At 61.8% G+C, this 18,315-nt stretch carries 17 protein-coding genes; 10 read left to right on the forward strand and 7 right to left on the reverse strand.

Going from position 1 to position 18,315, the window contains the following annotated elements:
• Nucleotides 1–125: 125 nt before the first annotated feature.
• Complete coding sequence (locus BWP39_RS15280; RefSeq protein WP_096721483.1) at nt 126–1,022, reverse strand: DMT family transporter; 897 nt, start codon at nt 1,020–1,022, stop codon at nt 126–128.
• A gap of 114 nt (nt 1,023–1,136) precedes the next feature.
• Between BWP39_RS15280 and BWP39_RS15285 the strand changes: the two genes are divergently transcribed.
• Nucleotides 1,137–1,610, forward strand: a complete 474-nt coding sequence (locus tag BWP39_RS15285; protein WP_096721485.1) for an Lrp/AsnC family transcriptional regulator — start codon at nt 1,137–1,139, stop codon at nt 1,608–1,610.
• A 24-nt stretch (nt 1,611–1,634) separates the two neighbouring features.
• On the opposite strand, the gene BWP39_RS15290 is transcribed toward BWP39_RS15285, so the two are convergent.
• Entirely contained in the window at nt 1,635–2,525 is an 891-nt protein-coding gene (locus BWP39_RS15290; protein WP_096721487.1) for an alpha/beta fold hydrolase, read from the reverse strand.
• A 280-nt stretch (nt 2,526–2,805) separates the two neighbouring features.
• Between BWP39_RS15290 and BWP39_RS15295 the strand changes: the two genes are divergently transcribed.
• Nucleotides 2,806–3,765, forward strand: coding sequence for an NAD(P)H-dependent flavin oxidoreductase (locus BWP39_RS15295; protein ID WP_096721489.1), 960 nt, complete (start codon nt 2,806–2,808; stop codon nt 3,763–3,765).
• A gap of 52 nt (nt 3,766–3,817) precedes the next feature.
• Here the strand turns inward: BWP39_RS15295 and BWP39_RS15300 are convergent, their stop codons facing one another.
• From BWP39_RS15300 to BWP39_RS15315, 4 genes are all read right to left on the reverse strand, one after another.
• Nucleotides 3,818–4,753, reverse strand: a complete 936-nt coding sequence (locus BWP39_RS15300; RefSeq protein ID WP_096721491.1) for a LysR family transcriptional regulator — start codon at nt 4,751–4,753, stop codon at nt 3,818–3,820.
• A gap of 272 nt (nt 4,754–5,025) precedes the next feature.
• Nucleotides 5,026–6,537, reverse strand: coding sequence for a Fic family protein (locus tag BWP39_RS15305; RefSeq protein ID WP_096721493.1), 1,512 nt, complete (start codon nt 6,535–6,537; stop codon nt 5,026–5,028).
• Nucleotides 6,538–6,741: 204 nt separating this feature from the next.
• Nucleotides 6,742–7,836, reverse strand: coding sequence for a porin (locus tag BWP39_RS15310; RefSeq protein ID WP_096721495.1), 1,095 nt, complete (start codon nt 7,834–7,836; stop codon nt 6,742–6,744).
• Between the two features lie 521 nt (nt 7,837–8,357).
• Nucleotides 8,358–8,813 (reverse strand): hypothetical protein, encoded by a 456-nt coding sequence (locus tag BWP39_RS15315; RefSeq protein ID WP_096721497.1) that lies wholly within the window; start codon nt 8,811–8,813, stop codon nt 8,358–8,360.
• A 597-nt stretch (nt 8,814–9,410) separates the two neighbouring features.
• Here BWP39_RS15315 and BWP39_RS15320 point away from each other — a divergent pair.
• The 8 genes from BWP39_RS15320 (at nt 9,411) to BWP39_RS15355 (ending at nt 17,537) form a co-directional block, all read left to right on the forward strand.
• Nucleotides 9,411–10,436, forward strand: a complete 1,026-nt coding sequence (locus tag BWP39_RS15320; protein ID WP_096721499.1) for a bile acid:sodium symporter family protein — start codon at nt 9,411–9,413, stop codon at nt 10,434–10,436.
• 419 nt (nt 10,437–10,855) lie between these two features.
• Nucleotides 10,856–12,439 carry a methyl-accepting chemotaxis protein gene (locus tag BWP39_RS15325; protein WP_096721501.1) on the forward strand — a complete coding sequence of 528 codons (1,584 nt, stop codon included), beginning with the start codon at nt 10,856–10,858 and terminating at the stop codon, nt 12,437–12,439.
• 155 nt (nt 12,440–12,594) lie between these two features.
• On the forward strand, nt 12,595–13,581 hold the full coding sequence (locus tag BWP39_RS15330) for a LacI family DNA-binding transcriptional regulator (RefSeq protein WP_096721503.1): 987 nt from the start codon (nt 12,595–12,597) through the stop codon (nt 13,579–13,581).
• Nucleotides 13,578–14,885 carry an AGE family epimerase/isomerase gene (locus BWP39_RS15335; RefSeq protein ID WP_096721505.1) on the forward strand — a complete coding sequence of 436 codons (1,308 nt, stop codon included), beginning with the start codon at nt 13,578–13,580 and terminating at the stop codon, nt 14,883–14,885. The genes BWP39_RS15330 and BWP39_RS15335 overlap by 4 nt, the downstream gene beginning before the upstream one ends.
• 5 nt (nt 14,886–14,890) lie before the next feature.
• The gene (locus BWP39_RS15340) at nt 14,891–15,811 is read left to right on the forward strand and encodes a carbohydrate kinase family protein (protein WP_096721507.1); all 921 of its coding nucleotides are present in this window, start codon (nt 14,891–14,893) and stop codon (nt 15,809–15,811) included.
• Between the two features lie 117 nt (nt 15,812–15,928).
• Complete coding sequence (locus BWP39_RS15345) at nt 15,929–16,150, forward strand: hypothetical protein (protein ID WP_096721509.1); 222 nt, start codon at nt 15,929–15,931, stop codon at nt 16,148–16,150.
• 74 nt (nt 16,151–16,224) lie between these two features.
• Nucleotides 16,225–16,470, forward strand: a complete 246-nt coding sequence (locus BWP39_RS15350) for a hypothetical protein (RefSeq protein ID WP_096721511.1) — start codon at nt 16,225–16,227, stop codon at nt 16,468–16,470.
• Nucleotides 16,471–16,562: 92 nt separating this feature from the next.
• On the forward strand, nt 16,563–17,537 hold the full coding sequence (locus BWP39_RS15355; protein WP_096721513.1) for an ion channel: 975 nt from the start codon (nt 16,563–16,565) through the stop codon (nt 17,535–17,537).
• 12 nt (nt 17,538–17,549) lie between these two features.
• Here the strand turns inward: BWP39_RS15355 and BWP39_RS15360 are convergent, their stop codons facing one another.
• A complete protein-coding gene (locus BWP39_RS15360) occupies nt 17,550–18,167 on the reverse strand; it encodes a glutathione S-transferase family protein (RefSeq protein WP_096721515.1) in 618 nt (205 codons plus the stop codon).
• Between the last annotated feature and the right edge of the window lie 148 nt (nt 18,168–18,315).

Consider the following 18,315-nt stretch of genomic DNA (forward strand, 5'->3'; position numbering starts at 1 on the left):
TGATTTCCCTACAGAAGGTTGACGGCGTTTCGTAGTCTTCTTACGAGCCGTTGCCTCAACGTCACTGGCGGCGCGACCACAGTGACCCCATGTTGCGGAATCCGTAGCAACCGCGATTCCGCGATTTACGACACCAGACGGCGCTGCGGCACGATACGCCAGCCCAGATTCACCCCCGCGGCAGCAAGCAGGATCAGCAGCGCGCCGAGCAGTTGCACCCACGCGAGCTTCTGCCCAAATGCGACCCGGTCCACGATGATCGCCACCACCGGATAGATGAACGACAGCGCGCCGGTCATCGCGGTCGGCAGCTTCTGGATCGCGCCATACAGCAGGACGTACATCGCGCCGGTGTTGACGACGCCGAGCGTCACGAGTTGCAGCCAGTGCACGCCGCTCGAAGGCAGGTTGTCGAAATGGACGAACGGCGCGAGCGCCAGCACGCCGAACGCACCCTGTATCAGCGCAAGCAGATGAGGCGGAGTGCCCTTCAGATGTTTGGTGATGATCGACGAGATTGCGTACAGGAATGCAGCAGCGACCGCATACGCCACGCCTTCCAGATACTGGCCGGGCACCGCGAGCACCGCTGGTTCCACCTTGACGACAAAGACAAGGCCGATGAATGCGATCACCAGCCACGCAATCGCCGACGGCGTAACGCGTTCGCGGAACACGAAAGCGCCAAGCGCGACCAGCATGAACGGCTGCGTGTTGTAGACGGCCGTCGCCATCGAGATCGACGCGCGCGAGTAAGCCGCGAACAGCAGCGCCCAGTTGGCGACAATCGCCGCGCTGCTGAGCACGGCCAGCCCGATGATGCGCCAGGAGAAAAGCTTGCGACGGAACAGCCCAAGCGCCCCGCAGACAATCGCCATCGTCGCAGCGCCGAACAGGCAGCGAAAGAACACCACGTTCGATACCGGTTGTTGCGACGACACGACCAGCCAGCCGATCGTGCCCGACATCAGCATGGCGACGCTCATCTCGGCGGCACCACGGCGGATTTCGTTAGTAGCCATGTTTCGATCCTCGGATTGGCGAATTCAATGAGGAAAGTTTACGTGCTGCAATCGCGCATTTACATGGCTAAACTATGGAGCACCGGCAAGATCACCTAATAAGTGAAGGCAAAAATGAACAAAAACCTTGCATCGCTCAATCTCCCCGTTGCGCTCGACGATACCGACCGTGCGCTGCTTGCCGCGCTCGCTGAAGACGCGCGCCAGCCGGTCAGCGAACTCGCGCGGCGTGTCGGCCTGTCGGCGCCGAGCACCGCCGATCGCGTGCGGCGGCTCGACACGCAAGGTGTGATCGAACGCTTCACGGTGCAGCTCGACCCGCGCGCGCTCGGCTACACGCTGCAGGCGATCGTGCGCGTGAAGCCGCTGCCGGGCCAGTTGCACCTGGTGGAAGACGTGCTGCGGCGCATTCCCGAGTTCGTCGAATGCGACAAGGTCACCGGCGACGACTGCTTCATCTGCCGCCTGTATCTGCGCTCGATCGATCAGCTCGACGAGATTCTCTCGAAGGTGACCGAGCGCGCGGAAACCAGCACGGCGATCGTCAAGTCGACGCCGATTGCGCGTCGCCTGCCGCCGCTGGGCTGAGTGCGCTAGCTGCGATAGCTACTGCTACTGCTCGACCGCTTCGAAAAACGCCAGCATCTCCGCCACGAGCGCATCCGGCGCTTCTTCCGGGATGTAGTGCCCGCACAGCAGCGGCCGCCCGCCGACATCGCGTGCGACGCGCCGCCATTCGTCGAGCGGTGTGAAGCACTTTTCGATCACGCCGTACTCGCCCCACAGCACGCGTAACGGACACGCCACCTTGTTGCCGCGTTCGATGTCGGCGCGATCGTGCTCGAGATCGATCGTCGCCGACGCGCGGTAGTCCTCGCACATCGCGTGCACCGCGCCCGGCTGCCGCAGCGCCGCGCGATACGCCGCGAGCGCTTCGGGTGCAAACGGCGTGAGCCCCGCGTGACGGCTGCCCATCACGCGATCGACGAAGACGTCGGGGTTCGCGCCGATCAGCGTTTCCGGCAGCGGCTCCGGCTGGATCAGGAAGAACCAGTGGAAGTACAGCGTCGCGAAGGTGCGGTCGGTGGCTTCGTACATCGCGAGCGTCGGCGCGATGTCGAGCAGCATCAGTCGTTCGACGGCGTCCGGGTAGTCGAGCGCCATGCGGTGCGCGACGCGGGCGCCGCGGTCGTGCGCGCAGACCAGGAAGCGTTCGAAGCCGAAATGGCGCATCACCGCGACCTGATCGGCGGCCATCGTGCGTTTGGAATACGGAGCGTGCGTGTCGTCGCTGGGCGGTTTGGCCGAAGCGCCATAGCCGCGTAGATCGGTCGCGATGACCGTGAAATGCTGTGCCAGTTGCGACGCGCAACGCTGCCAGATCAGATGAGTCTGCGGACTACCGTGCAGCAACAGCAAAGGCGGACCTGCACCGCCCTTCACCCCATGGATGTCGACGTCGCCCACGGCGACGCGAAAGGGCGTGAAATCCTCGAAGGACATATCGGGTCTCTTGTCGTTGTAGGTCAACGCATTGTAGGAGCCCGGTGTGACTGTGCGAGGCCGAACCCACTGACAACGCGTAGACACTGAACACTCCTTCCAACCCGAAGCTACGCATGCAAAAGCAGCGTTTCGCCTATAATCGAACGATCGTTCTTAAATATGCCGGGTTGGATGGGCGAGCCTTTAAGGTTGGCCACGTTTGTTTCTCCGTCCCTCGCTACACTCATCCGTGGGCCGCATCGCCCGCATCAGCCGCACTTATCAGGAGACCCGCATCATGGCTCTGCCCGCCGTCCTGCAAAACCTTGCGTTGCCCGTCGTTGCTTCGCCGATGTTCATCGTCAGCTACCCCGAGCTTGTGCTTGCCCAGTGCAAGGCCGGTATCGTCGGTTCGTTTCCCGCGTTGAATGCGCGCCCGGCAGAACTGCTCGACGAATGGCTCACGCAGATCCAGGCGTCGCTCGCCGCGCACAAGGAAGCGCATCCGGATGCCGTGATCGGGCCGATCGCCGTGAACCAGATCGTGCATCAATCGAACACCCGCCTCGAGCACGACGTGCGTGTATGCGTCGAGCACAAGGTGCCGATCTTCATTACGAGCCTGCGCGCACCGGCGCGGGAGATCGTCGATGCCGTGCATAGCTACGGCGGCATCGTGCTGCACGACGTGATCAATATCCGGCATGCACAGAAGGCGCTTGAGGCAGGCGTCGATGGGCTGATCCTCGTGGCGGCGGGTGCGGGTGGCCACGCGGGTACGACGTCGCCGTTCGCGCTGGTGGGCGAAGTGCGGCGTATGTTCGATGGTCCGATCGTGCTGTCGGGCGCGATCGCGAATGGTGGGTCGATTCTTGCCGCGCAGGCGATGGGCGCCGATCTCGCATACATGGGCACGCGCTTTATCGCCACGAAAGAAGCGCACGCTGTCGACAGCTACAAGCATGCGATCGTCAATGCGAGTGCGTCGGACATCATCTACACGAACCTCTTCACCGGTGTGCACGGCAACTACATCCGCGAGAGCATCGTCAATGCCGGGCTCGATCCCGACGCGCTGCCTGCTTCCGATAAAACCGCGATGAATTTCGGCAGCGACAAGGCGAAGGCGTGGAAAGACATCTGGGGTGCAGGCCAGGGCGTCGGCCTGATGAGCGACGTGCCGAGCGTCGATGAACTGGTGGCGCGTCTCACGACGGAATACAACGATGCGCGCGCGCGGCTTTCTATCGCACGCTGAGGCGCTTTGACGTAGCAGTCTGTTTGTTTCCTTGCTTGCTGGCTGGCTCGCGTCAGCGCGCGGCCAGTGCGCAAATTTCTTCGGCGGATGGCCACAGGTTCTCACTGCCGAACCGCGCCGCAAGAAAATCGACAAACGAGCGTACCTTCGCCGACAGATGCCGGCGGCTCGCATACACGACATGGATGGGCAACTCGTGCGGCGGCATTTCATCGACGAGCAGCGGCACAAGCCGGCCCGCCAGCAGATCTTCGGCGATCACCTCGGTGCCCAGCTGCGCAATGCCCGCGCTTTGCAACACGGCGACGCGCATCGCCTCGAGGTGGTTGACGATCATGTTGCCGGTCAACTGGATACGCGCGCCGCTGGCGATCGTCGTCATGAAGTCCTGAGCCGACACGCCGGCGTACTGGATGAAATTGTGCCGCTGGAGATCGGCGGCATTCGCCGGTGTGCCGTGACGGCGCAGATACTCCGGTGACGCGCACAGCACGAGATGCGCAGTCGCAATCTGTCGCGCGATCAGCGATGACGATTTCAAGCCGGTCGGCGATGCGCGGATCGCCACGTCGAAGCCTTCGTCGATCAACTCGACGACGCGGTCCGACAGCGTGACTTCAACGGTGACTTTTGGATATTGCGCGGCGTAATCGGCGATCGCGCTCATCAGGTGACGCAACCCGAATGCGGAGAGCGACGATACGCGCAACCGCCCCTGCGGCACGACGCTCGCGGCGCCGACAACCTGCGCCGCTTCTTCGAGTTCGGTGAGCGCCTGACTCAGGCGCTCGTAGTATTCGCGGCCGGCTTCAGTAGGCGCGACGCGCCGGGTCGTGCGGTTCAGCAGACGGGCGCCGAGCTGCTGCTCAAGGTGCATCACATGCTTGCTCGCCATCGCCGCCGACATCTCCATGCGCTCCGCCGCGCCGATAAAGCTTCCTACTTCGACGACGTGCCGAAACACTTTCATGCTGACGAGGGTGTCCATAGGAATCGCTCACGATGAGAATCAATCGGGTCGATTTTACGGGCTTTGTCAAATGGGGATGGGGAAAGGGGGCGTTTGGGTCAGGTATCTTGACGCGCTAAACGTTAGCGTCGTGAGGCTCGTGCATCGAAAGATGGGGGATCCCGGCGCTGAGCGGGCTATCGCAGAGCATCAAAAAACAGCTCAAATGTGGAGGTCGCTTCGAAATAGGCCAAGCGGACTCGAAATTGGTCAATTTTTTGCCAGATTTCTACCAAAACCTCGAAATGCAGTTACTTACCACCGTCGGAGTCTGGTTCGACATCTTCCGCATCGTTACCAACCGGGTTAAAAGCCTCCCGGACAACTTGTTCGATCCGGTCGAGCGTTGACACTGGCACGTGCACATACTGCTTGCGTCTGTTAATCGCCAGGACTCCCTTGTTCGACTGAATCATGCGGATGAGCGCTGACAGATCCTTGTTAGGGAGGTCGAACTCCGCATTCAACTGCTGGTACGCCTTGTCATAGCCGCTTAGCCACGCGAGCTCTCCCGGTATCTCTTCTTCGACCGCCAGGCGAATCATTCGATAAAGAAACGCGACTTCCGCCGTCGCATCTATGAACCGATACGCACGACCACCGGGCGAGTGAACCACGATTGGAGTGACATCCCCTCGCTGGTATCGCCAGAGCTGAGTAACCGGTCGAGAGAACCCCGTCAAGACACTCAGATATTCGGGAATATTTTTCAGGATGACGGCCGAGACTGGCACCAGCGCGCCACCGCTCAGGGGTGACGAAGGTGCGAGCACATGCTGGATGAGGAAGCGATGCAAGCGGCCATTCCCATCGAGAAACGGATGCAGGTAAACGAAGCCGAATGCAGCGCAGGCAGTTTTCACGAGCGCATGCTCGCATCGGGTGGTGTCGTTCACGAACGCTTCCCACCCGCGCATTGCCTGGCGGAGGTCCGTTGGTGGCGGCGGGAAAAAAGTAACGCGGCCGAGACCGTCTTCGAGCCAGTTCTGCGAAGTTCTGTAGGAAGCTTCCTGGCTAAAAACATCTCGCACAATCGCGTTTTGCAGACCAACGAGCCATTCCTCGCTGACGGTTGCCGTCTCACCGACCCGGCGAAGCAACTGTACGAACCGTTCCTGTTTGTCTGAGCTCGGCGTTTCGCGCTCAATAGCGTAGCTACTTCGCGTTTCAGACAGATACAGATAATTGACCGCCCGTTCGTAGAGAACCGGATCTGTCAAAGTCTCGAGCGTGCGCTTCGCCTGCTCCATCAGTTCCGCGAGACTCGGCAACTCGGATACGGCAGCACGTCGCACGACGGGGCAAAAATCCGCGTTGCCTAACGCGTTATTCCGAACACGAAATTTCTGGTTGTTTGTCGGCCTTGTCGCTGTGACGTAGGTATCCGAGGGAAACAGGTCGACGTAACCCGCGTTCAACGTCGTGGGAAACGAAAGCGTTTGTCCGGTAAGCCATTCCCACAGAAAGCAGGCTCGGCGGATCGTCGCCCGGTTGGGCGCGGATTCCAGCGTTCGGACGAGATCATTGGCGGAAATGTGCTCGAACACCGCGTCGATAACCTCAAGGTTCACCCCTTCATGTTTCAGGGCGAACTCAAGATGCCCGACTGGGGATTCCTCGATCGCAACATTTTTTGGAAACAGCAACTGATTCGGCGCATCGACACGCCGATTCACCGACGCGCTTGTGGTGGCTGGTGTTTGAAGCGGCCGAACGTCTAGAGAAAAGTGCCCGATAAGATGCTGGTATCCGATCGCCGACATGGTTCAAGCTCGAAATCCGTTAACTCCTATCGAAATATAGCAATAAATTTTGTCATTTCGTCTTTTTTATCGAAATCCATCAAAAATCGACATCGTCTTTTGTTGCCACTACCCGAATTCCAGGAGTCCGCCAGACGTTGGCGGGCTCCATGGCCTGCGGATCAGCCCCTCCACTTCTGCTGATCCGCCCGGCCCGCACAACCCCTAAAACTTCGCCCGAACCCCCACCCCAAACGTATCCCCAGTCGACTGGCTGCTGATGTGATCGCTCATATACGCCGCATACACATCGGTGCGCTTCGACAGCGGATAGTCATAGCCGAGCGCCCACGTCTGGTGCGTCTGATCGAGCCCACCTTTGTCGCGCGAATAGGCATACGACGCCATCACGGTACCCGTACCAAGCGGCACGCTAACGCCGCCCTGTGCCGTATTCACATGCCAGTTGCCGAACACGTCACGCACATTCTTCGTGTACATGTACTGGCCAAAGAACTTCACATACTTCAGGTCATACGAGAGGCCCAGTTGCGCGACGCTCTGACTCTTCAGGCCGGTGACGAGGCTGTTCAGTTCGCTCGGATCGGCGGGGACGCTCGTGTTGAAGTTCACGTACTGATACACCGCGGTCGCGGCAAACGGACCATGGAAGTACAGCGCCTGCGCGCTCCACTTCTTCAGGCTGTTATCCGACGCGTTGTTGCCGAAGCCATACATCACGGCCCCACTCAGGCCGTTGAAGTTCGGTGTCTGATACTGGATCGCGTTATCCCAGCCCGAATCGCCGACCACGCCCTGGTCCGTCGTATAGGTCGGGAACGTGCCGAGGCCGAGGAACACGTGGTACACCATCGGCGAGAACGTGTACGAATCGATAAACGGATTGAACAGGATCGTCGACACGAACAGCTGCGTGGTCAGGCGGCCGGCCGTTACGGTGCCGTAGGGCGATTCGATACCGACATAGGAGTTACGCGCAAAGAAGCGGTCGCCAGTGAAGCGGCCGTACTGGCCGTTCTGCGCGAGGAAGAAGTCTTCGAGTGTGAAGATGGCCTTGTAACCGCCGCCCAGGTCTTCGCTGCCCTTTATGCCCCAGTACGAAGTCGACATCCCGCCGCCACCGACCACCCACGAGCGCTGGTTGCCCGGGAATTTCTGCGAGCCGACCCATTCGTCGACCTGACCGTAAAGCTGCACGCTCGATTGCGCAAACGCCGACGATACGCCCGCCAGCAGACCTGCCACGACGATCGCCTTCAAGGACGTTTTCAGCGCATCGCTGACCATTGTTGTTCTCATGGATTCTCCAGTCTTTGTCAAAAGTGAGGTGGCTGTGCGGCGGGGAGCTCACGCGAACCGTTGTTGCTTGCTGCTTGTTGATGTCCGGTCGATCGTTGAGCCAATCAGGGCTCAACCATGTTTGCGGACCATTTTTATGGACAAAAATATGTACGGTTATTGCCGGTATAGCGTTCTGATTAGTTTTTACTGATATCGACCTGATACCGGGTCGAATGAAACAGGGTGGACTGCGTTGCCGCACACGGCTTGATCGACGGCTGATGCCCGGCGTGGTTAAAGCAGTGGATTCGATCGGGCATAAATCAGCGCCCGAATGATGCACTGCCGCACGCCTCGGACAATTGGATGACGAACCTCTTCTTGCCGGCGAGCAATTTCAAAAAAGTGTGGTGTGCATACGTCACTTACTGGCGTGCGCCATGGACGTGCGGATGTGCGAAATCGCGTCACCAGGCGGTGACGAAGCAGAGGGAAGCGAAGACGAAGCAGAAAGGGCCGGCCGGGTTATCCCAGCGCGCTCAGTTACGGTAGGGCGATGCGCCCGGGCGCGACATATCGTCGGGCGGTCGGGGCGCCGGTCGGCTAAAGCCGCGCTCTTCGTTATATCGCGCGACATCTTCGCGGATCGAGCCGGCCCGGACTATCGTCGGGTTGCCGGACGGTCGCGGCACGGGCCGCGCTTCCGCGCTCACCGGTGTGATCGCGCCGGCATATTGCGGCGCAACGCGCGAAGTCATGCGCGGCATGCCGCGGAAACCATTGCCGCCTGGCATGGCGCCCGGGCCACGCGCCACATTCATGACACGATCGGAACGATTGCCGTAGCTGCTGAAGCTATGGACATCGGGACGTGCGGCGAACGATCGGGGCGCGAAATGGGCAAAGTGGCCACCGCCGCCGCCAAAGCCGCCGTGACTCATCATCACGGGTCTCGCATGGGCGAACGAAGCCAGGGCGACGAGAATCGCGCCCATTAACCACTGCTTCGCTTTTGACGATACTGCTTCCACGGCAATCCACCTGCCCGACGACCCGCCCAGACCCGCCGCTCGGGCGACAACGGAATCTGTCCGGAGAAATCACATCCGCTGCGCATTTTTCACATCCGCAGCTATCTCCGATGGCTCTGTACAGTAATTTATGGGCCCCCCTAAAACGTGTCGAGCCAAAAAGTGTTATGCCCGCTGAACGGTTGTAACACCGTGTTACTGGGGTGTTCTGGCGAATAATCAGGCGAATAACCGCCAGAGAAAACACGCGTTGAATAGACGGATAAAACCCTCATCGCTTTTTAACCAGAAACGCTTCCAGTAAAAACTACGCCCTCGTTTTTAAACCAAACGGAAAGATAAAACCGCCACTGATAGCGGCTCCGGACCGGCGGCGATCGATAAAGGCAACCAGACCTGTCTCATGCCCGTAAGTCATCAATCAATGCCTCAAATGAATTTGCATTTTCAATCGCTTTGCCGGGACAATAGCCGCACCTGAGCGTGCGTAACACGCGTCGTTGTCGTTGCGTCGCTACGACACTGCGGCAATTCAAGCACCACCGTATTGAGATTCCAAAGATGGCCCGCCCGAAACTGCTTCCCGACAACTTCACGCTGTGCCTCATCGGCACCGTGATCTTCGCCAGCCTGGTGCCCGTACACGGCCAGGCCGGTGTCGCGTTCAACTGGCTGACGAACGTCGCCATCGGCCTGCTGTTCTTCCTGCACGGCGCCAAGCTGTCGCGCGAAGCGATCGTGGCGGGAGCGACGCACTGGCGCCTGCACCTCGTCGTACTGCTCAGCACGTTCGCGCTGTTTCCGCTGCTCGGCCTCGCGCTCAAACCGCTCCTTTCGCCGCTCGTTACGCCCGCGCTCTACGCCGGGGTCCTCTTCCTCTGTACGTTGCCGTCGACGGTACAGTCGTCCATCGCGTTCACGTCGATCGCCAAGGGCAATGTGCCCGCCGCGGTGTGCAGCGCGTCCGCGTCGAGTTTGCTCGGTATCTTCATCACGCCCGCGCTGGTCGGCGTGATCGTCACCAACCAGTCTGCCGGCGGCGCATCGCCGTGGCATACGGTGTGGAACATCGTGTTGCAGTTGCTCGTGCCGTTCATCGCCGGGCAGTTGTTGCGGCCGTTGATCGGCAACTGGATCGAACGCAATCGCGGCGTGCTGAAGTTCGTCGACCAGGGCTCGATCCTGCTCGTCGTGTATGGCGCATTCAGCGAAGCGGTGAACGAAGGCCTGTGGCATCACATTCCGCTCAGCGCGCTCGGTGGGCTCGTCGTGGTCAATGCGGTGCTGCTGGCGCTGGCGCTCGCGCTTACGATGTTCGTCAGCAAGCGGCTCGGCTTCAACCGCGCGGATCAGATCACGATCGTGTTCTGCGGATCGAAGAAGAGTCTTGCCGCCGGTGTGCCGATGGCGAAGGTCATCTTCGCTTCGCATGCGGTCGGTGCCGTCGTGCTGCCGCTGATGCTGTTCCACCAGATCCAGTTGATGGTGTGCGCCGCGCTCGCGCAGCGCTGGGGCGCGCGCGACACAAGTGGCGAAGGACGCGCGGCCGCGCAAAAAAGCGGCCCTGCGGCGGTGGCGCGGCGTTGATGCCGCGCCGGATGCGAACCGGATATTCATGAGCGCAGACCTTCCTGTGCGTGATCGATGAAAGCCGCCCCGTGCGGCTTTTTTCTTGCTGACGATCATTTCACCCGCAAAGGCGTGGGTTGTCGCCTCGGCCAGATGGCCTGGGCTGACCTGGAGGCCACGGCGCTCAACGTCGCTCCACCCAACCAGCAAATGCACCGCAACAGTGCGACGCTTCATCAAAGATTCACTTAATTCGCCGCCATCCCCGCCGATAAGCCGGACGTCTACCGTTTTCGGCTCTCTGCCATGTCCTCGCGGTCGTCTTTCTGTTCCGTCGCGCCGACCAGCGAAACGCTGATCGCGCGACGCGCAACGCCCGATTCCTGCAACGCCCCGCCATTCGCGTTGTCACCCGCGCTTCAACTTCCCGCACACACATGACCCGCCTTACCGTCAAAACCCGTCTGTATCTGCTGATGTCCGTCGTCGTTCTCGTTCTGCTCGCCGTCGGCGGCATTGGTCTGTATGGCGTCGCGCGTACCGATGCCGCGCTCCAGCAGATCTTCGAAGGCCGCGCGAAAGCGCTGCAACGCATCTCGTCGATCGACGATCTCGCCGCGCAAACGCACTACGCGATCAGCGATGCAGTGCTCGATCCCTCGGCGGCAAAAACGGCGGCGGTGGTCGATGCCACGCCGCGCAATATCGCGAGCATCGATCGCTGGCTTGGCGAATATCGCGCGTATCCGCTCGACCCGCAGGAACGCACGCTCGCGAACCGCTTCGCCGACGACTGGGCGACGCTGCGCGACAAAGGCATCGCGCCTACGGTAGCTTTTCTGAAGGCGAACAATCTGTCGGAAGCGCAGTGGGTCGTCACGCAGTCGCTGGAGCCCACGGCACTGCGCGTGAAGCGCGAGACGTCCGAGTTGCGGCAATTACAGGTCGAATCGGCGCAGCGCGAATATGATCGCGCGCAGAGCGTCGCGCGAACCGTGCAGGCGCTCGTCGCCGCGTGTATTGCGCTCGGTGTGATCGTCGTCGGTGCGCTGTGCTGGACGATGGCGCGGTCGCTGTACCGGCAACTCGGCGGAGAGCCCGCTTATGCCGCGGCGATCGCCAACGCAATCGCCCAGGGCGATCTCGCGATCGATGTGCGCATAGAACACGGTGCGCAAGGTACAACCCACAGCGTGCTGCACGCGATGCTCGCAATGCGCGACCGGCTCGCCGCGATGATCGGTGCGATCCAGCACGCCGCGCACGGCATCTCGCATGCAACCGGCGAGATCGCGAACGGCAATCACGCGCTCTCGCATCGCACCGACGAACACGCCGCCGGCATCCAGCAGACGGCCAGCAGCATGGAACAGCTCGCCGCAACCGTGAAGGCCAACGCCGATCACGCGCGCGAAGCAAACGTGCTGGCGCTGCACGCGTCATCGAAAGCGGAAGACGGCAACGAAGCCGCCGTCGAGGCAATGAACCGCATGGAATCGCTGAGCGAGCGGTCGCAGAAAATTCGCAGCATCACCTCGGTGATCGAAGGCATTGCATTTCAGACCAACCTGCTCGCGCTGAACGCAGCCGTCGAAGCAGCGCGCGCCGGCCAGTCGGGCCGCGGCTTCGCGATCGTCGCGCAGGAAGTGCGGGCGCTCGCGCACCGCAGCTCGCAGGCGGCCAAAGAGATCTCGGCGCTGATCGCCGCGGTGACATCGGAGGTCGAGACCGGCACCGAGACGGTCCGCAAGGCGGGCAGCACGATCGTCGAGATGCTCGGCTCCGTGCAAAGCGTGGCCGCGCTGATCGACGAAATCTCGCATGCCTCCGACGAACAGAGTTCGGGCATCGAGCAGATCAACCGGGCCGTGTCGCAGATGGATCAGATGACGCAGCACAACGCGTTGCTGGTGCAGAACGCGGCCTCGGCAGCCAACGCGCTGGCGGACGAAGCGTCCGTGCTGCGCGAGGCCGTAGCGATTTTCCGGGTCGGCGAAGCACCGGTTTTGACACTCGTTTAGCGAATTTTACTAAACAAAACATTTATCACAAGAGAGCCTGTATACGGGTATCTACGCGTATTGATCGGGTAGGTTTAGGGGTTTTCAGTCGACGTTTTACTATACAATCCTCGACACCTGAAACCGCTGCGGCGCACCCGCGTCTGCCCTGATCGATGACCACCACCATTCGCGATGTCGCCCGTGAAGCAAGCGTGTCGATCGGCACGGTTTCGCGCGCGCTGAAAAATCAGCCTGGCCTGTCGGACGCGACCCGGGTGCGGGTCGTCGAGACCGCGCGCCGGCTCGGTTACGACGCGGCGCAGTTGCGCCCGCGCATTCGCCGGCTCACGTTTCTGCTGCATCGTCAGCACAACAACTTCACGACCACACCGTTCTTCTCGCACGTGCTGCACGGCGTCGAGGATGCGTGTCGCGAACGCGGCATCGTGCCGTCGCTGCTCACCGCGGGCCCAACCGAAGACGTCGTGCAGCAGATGCGCGTACACGCGCCCGATGCCATCGCAGTAGCCGGTTTCGTCGAACCCGAAACGCTGGCAACGCTGGTCGCGATGCAACGCCCGCTCGTGCTGATCGACCTGTGGGCACACGGGCTGCGCTCGGTGAATCTCGACAACGCAGCCGGCGCGGCGCTCGCGATGCAGCATCTGTTCGAACTGAAGCGCAAGCGCATCGCGTTTATCGGCGGATCGCTTGCGCACTTCAGTATTGCGGAGCGTGCGCTCGGCTACCGGCGCGCGTTTTTCGAAGCGGGCCTGTTGTTCGACCCGTCGCTCGAAGCACCGATCGACGCCGGCCTCGATCCGGACACCGGCGCCGCGCTCGCCATGCAGCGTCTGCTCGACGCGCCCGGTCCGCGGCCCGACGCAGTCTTTGCCTATAACGACGCCGCCGCGCTCGCCGCGCTGCGCGTCTGCCTTGCACGTGGGCTACGCGTGCCGCAAGACATCGCGATCGTCGGTTTCGACGATATCCCTGCCGCAGCACACGCCACCCCGCCGCTGTCGACCATCGCCGTCGACAAGGAAGCGCTCGGGCGACGCGGCGTTGAACTGCTGCTTGCCGACTCGCCAGCCGAACTCGAAATCCGCTTACCCGTCCACCTGATTACCCGCGCCAGCACTTCAGTGAACAAGCCATGACGCAGACCGACACGCTTCACCCCACTCAATCCGCAGGTGCACCGGTAGCCGTGCCGCCCGTTGCGAACTTTCGCGAGCGCGGCTTCCTGCTGTCGCACATCGAGGACACGTTGCGCTTCTATGCGCCGAACGCGCTCGATCCGACCGGTGGCTTCTTTCACTTCTTCCGCGACGACGGTTCGATCTACAACCGCACCACGCGGCATCTGGTCAGCAGTTGCCGGTTCGTTTTCAACTACGCGATGGCGTACCGGCAGTTCGGCGATCCGCAGCATCTCGAGTACACGCGGCATGGGCTGCGCTTCCTGCGCGAAGTGCACTGGGACCCGCGGCACGAAGGCTACGACTGGGAACTCGAATGGCGCGACGGCGAGAAGCACACGCTAGACGGCACGCGCCACTGCTACGGTCTCGCGTTCGTGCTGCTTGCGTACTCGCATGCGGCAATGGCCGGTGTCGAGGAAGCGAAGCCGCTGATCGCTGCCACCTTCGAATTGATGGAAAAACGCTTCTGGGATGCCGCTGGCGGTCTCTACGCCGACGAAGCGACGGCCGACTGGCAGGTGAGCGGTTATCGCGGGCAGAACGCGAACATGCACACCACCGAGGCACTGCTCGCCGCCTATGAAGCGACCGGCCACCTCGTCTATCTCGACCGCGCGGAACGCGTCGCATCGAACATCACGCTGCGCCAGGCGAAGCTGTCGCAGGGACTCGTGTGGGAGCATTTTCACGCGGACTGGTCGGTCGACTGGCACTACAACGAGGAAGACAGCTCGAACATCTTCCGTCCGTGGGGCTTCCAGCCTGGCCACCAGACCGAATGGGCGAAGCTGCTGCTGATCCTCGAACGGCACCGGCCGCTACCGTGGCTGCTGCCGCGCGCCATCGAACTCTTCGACGCCGCAATGTCGCGCGCCTGGGACAACGATCACGGCGGCCTGTACTACGGCTTCGGACCGGATGACACGGTCTGCGATCACGACAAGTATTTCTGGGTCCAGGCCGAGACGTTCGCGACCGCCGCGCTGCTCGGCAAGCGCACCGGCAACGAACGGTTCTGGGACTGGTATGACGAACTCTGGCGCTATAGCTGGACCTATTTCGTCGATCACCAGTACGGCGCGTGGTATCGCATCCTCACGTGCGACAACCGCAAGTACAGCGATGAAAAGAGCCCCGCCGGCAAGACCGATTACCACACGATGGGCGCCTGCTACGAAGTGCTGATCCACGGGCTGGACAGCGCGTCGGCTGCATCGGCTGCTGCAGTGACGCCTGTCGCGACCCTCTCCGCACGGTGAACCGCATGACCGATCCGACCACATTGCCCCAGTTCGTCTCCGCAGGCGACATCCTCACCGACCTCGTCCGTACCGATACCTCGAACTGGCTATCGGTGCCGGGCGGCGCAGGCTGGAACGTCGCGCGCGCGGTCGCGCGACTCGGCGTGTCGACCGGCTGCGCGGGCTCGCTCGGCACCGACTATTTCTCCGACCAGATCTGGAACGCGAGCGTCGCGGCCGGACTCGACATGCGTTTCCTGCAGCGCATCGATCGTGCGCCGCTACTGGCCATCGTCCACGAAACCCATCCGCCCACCTACTTCTTCATGGGCGACAACAGCGCGGACCTCGCGTTCGATCCGTCGCAATTGCCCGATGGCTGGATGAAGCAGGTGAAGTGGGCGCACTTCGGTTGCATCAGTCTCGTGCGACAGCCGCTCGGCGAAACGCTGGCCACACTCGCCGCCACGCTACGCGCCGGCGGCGTAAAAATCAGCTTCGATCCGAACTACCGCAACCTGATGGCGCACGGCTACGAGCCGACATTGCACCGGATGGCGGCGCTCGCCGATCTGATCAAGGTTTCCGACGAAGACCTGCGCCTCATCTTCAAGACCGACGACGAAGCGGCCGCGCTCGCGCAACTGCGCGCGCTGAATCCGACGGCCGTCGTGCTTGTCACGCGTGGCCCGGAAACGGCGACGTTGATCGACGGCGAGACGATCGTCGAAGCGAAGCCGCCGCGCGTCGAAGTCGCGGATACGGTCGGTGCCGGCGATGCATCGATCGGCGGATTGCTGTTCAGCCTGATGACTTCGCCGCAGCGCCACTGGAACGAGCATCTCGCGTTCGCACTCGCGGCCGGCGCCGCGGCGTGCCGTCATGCGGGCGCGCACTCGCCGTCGCTCGACGAAGTCGTCGCGCTGCTTTCTCAAGCCGCGTAGCCGTAACACGGGCCGCACCGCCTCCGTGCGGGCGGCTCAGAAAACCTTACGAAGTTACGCCCGGTCGACGCCGAATCATCGTGCTAGGATGGATCTCCCTCTTGCAGGAGATGCATCATGGACGACATCACCTATACCAAAGGGATCTACACGGCCACTGCAACGGTGCAGCCGTTAGACGGCGGGAAATATCGGGGCGTCGTAGTGCTTGCTCGCGACGCAGGTGATGAGCCGGAAAACACGCTCTACGAAGTGGAGTCGACCTCGTCCACGCCAGAGGAAGCTTTCGAAGAAGCGAAGGCGCTCGCCCATCGCATCCTTGGCGAGATTGATCTGTAGTGTGCGAGCTGTCACTTGCGGGCGCGTCGCGCCGCATTTTCTGATCTGCTTTTCCTACATGGCTGGAGGCGAAGATGGCTGAACAGCTCTTCCTCTACGGCGTCTATACGATCCACGTGCGCCCGCTCGAATTGCAGGGCTCACACTGGGACGCCGAATACGAGATCCGACATCGCAACAAGGCAGTGAAACCGTGGACCACGGTCGGCGGCGATGCCGGCTATCTGGAGCAGGCCGATGCGATCGAATCCGCGCATCAGCAGGCTGTTGGAGATATCGAGCGTGGTGCGGGCATTCCGAAGCCGCGCGGCTTTCCCTGACCTGACGACCTACGCGGCGTGGCGCATGGCGGCTGTGGACACGCGTAGCCGGCGTGCTACGCTGTGCGCGTTTTCAACTTGACGGGCACGCGATGGCTACAGGCTCACACGATCGCCGCTTCGACGCATCCGCGTCCGATACCGCCGAGGCACCGATGCGCCGCCGCGGTCGCCGGCTGAAGATGGACGATCGCGTCGTGTTCGCGCAGGGCCTGCCGATGCCGCTCTGGCAGGACCTCTACTACCAGGCGCTGCGCGCCAGCTGGCCATCCTTCTTCGTCGCGCTGGCGGTGCTGTTCCTGCTGCTCAATACCGCGTTTGCCTCGCTCTACATGCTCGGCACCACGCCGATCGCCAACCAGTTTCCGAAGGGCTTCACCGGTGCGTTTTTCTTCAGCGTCGAAACGCTGGCGACGGTCGGCTACGGCGACATGCATCCGCAGACGATCTACGCGCATCTGGTCGCGACCGTCGAGATCTTTATCGGCATGTCGGGCATCGCGCTGGCGACCGGGTTGATCTTCGCGCGCTTCTCGCGCCCTCACGCCAAGATCATGTTTTCGCGTTACGCGATCGTGCGGATGCTCGATGGGAAGATGACGCTTGTCGTGCGCTCGGCGAACGGACGGCAGAACGTGATTGCCGAAGCGCACGCAAGGCTACGGCTGATGCGTGTCGAAGTAACGCCGGAAGGCTACCGGTCGCGGAAGATCCGCGATCTCGCGCTGATACGCGACCAGCATCCGATCTTCCAGCTCGGCTGGAGCCTGATGCACATCATCGATGAAACGAGTCCGCTGTATGGGCAGACGGCGGAGTCGCTGGCAGCTTGCGACGCATCGTTGCTGGCGATCATCGAAGGCTCCGACGAAACCACCGCGCAGACGATGCAGCAACGCAAATCATGGCCGGCTGCGGACATTCGCTGGCAGTATCGCTACATTGATCTGATGCACGACGAAGATGGGGTGAGCTATATCGACTACTCGCAGTTCGATGAAGTCGTGCCGCTTGAGCCGCATGAAATGATTCCGGCGGGGTCGGCGCCGGATCCGCAGCGGGGTTGAGGCCTACACCGATTACCGCGTAACCTTCAACGCCGCCAGTTCCCGCTGCTCAACCGCCACCGCACGCGCATGACCATCGCGCGACACGGCCCGCTCGACGAAATCGCCGATCCGGCCTTTCGGCTCCAGCAGCTTCGCGGCGAACGCAATCTGCAAAGTACCGGCAAGCAAGAGATCGGCAGCGGTGAAACGTTCGCCCAGCAGCCATTCGCCTTCTTCAAGCGCGCCGTCGACCGCGTGCCTCACCCGATCGAAATCACCCCAACCGAAGCTGAACGTATTGCCGGAAGCACCGGTAATCTTCTCAGCCATCGCCGGTTCGAGACAACCCGGCGTGAAGAATAGCCACTGCAGGAAACGCCCGCGCAACGGATCGTCGATCGCTGCACCGAGGTTCGCAGCGGGAAAGCGGTCGGCAAGATACAGCAGCACCGCGCCCGACTCGGCCACGCGCACGCCATGATCATCGAGCGCAGGCAGCTTCGTCATCGGATTGACGTCGCGGTAGTCGGCGGTGCCCTGTTCGCCCGCGCGGATGTTCACGTGAATCAGTTCGTAGCGAGCACCGATCTCTTCGAGCATCCAGAGTGCGCGGAACGCGCGGGTCTTCGGCCAGTAATAGAGTTTCATCTGACGACTCCCGGATGCGGAAAGGAAGCCGTCAGCGTACAGCAATGCATCGGCGGCGGGCGTGTTATCGACGGTGCCCGCGCACCCTACCCAGGCGCCCGGTAGAACTCACTCAAAAAACCGGTGAAACGCCGCGCGCGTCGCGCAT

The organism is Paraburkholderia acidicola (assembly GCF_002362315.1).
In the GTDB taxonomy this organism is placed as follows: domain Bacteria; phylum Pseudomonadota; class Gammaproteobacteria; order Burkholderiales; family Burkholderiaceae; genus Paraburkholderia; species Paraburkholderia acidicola.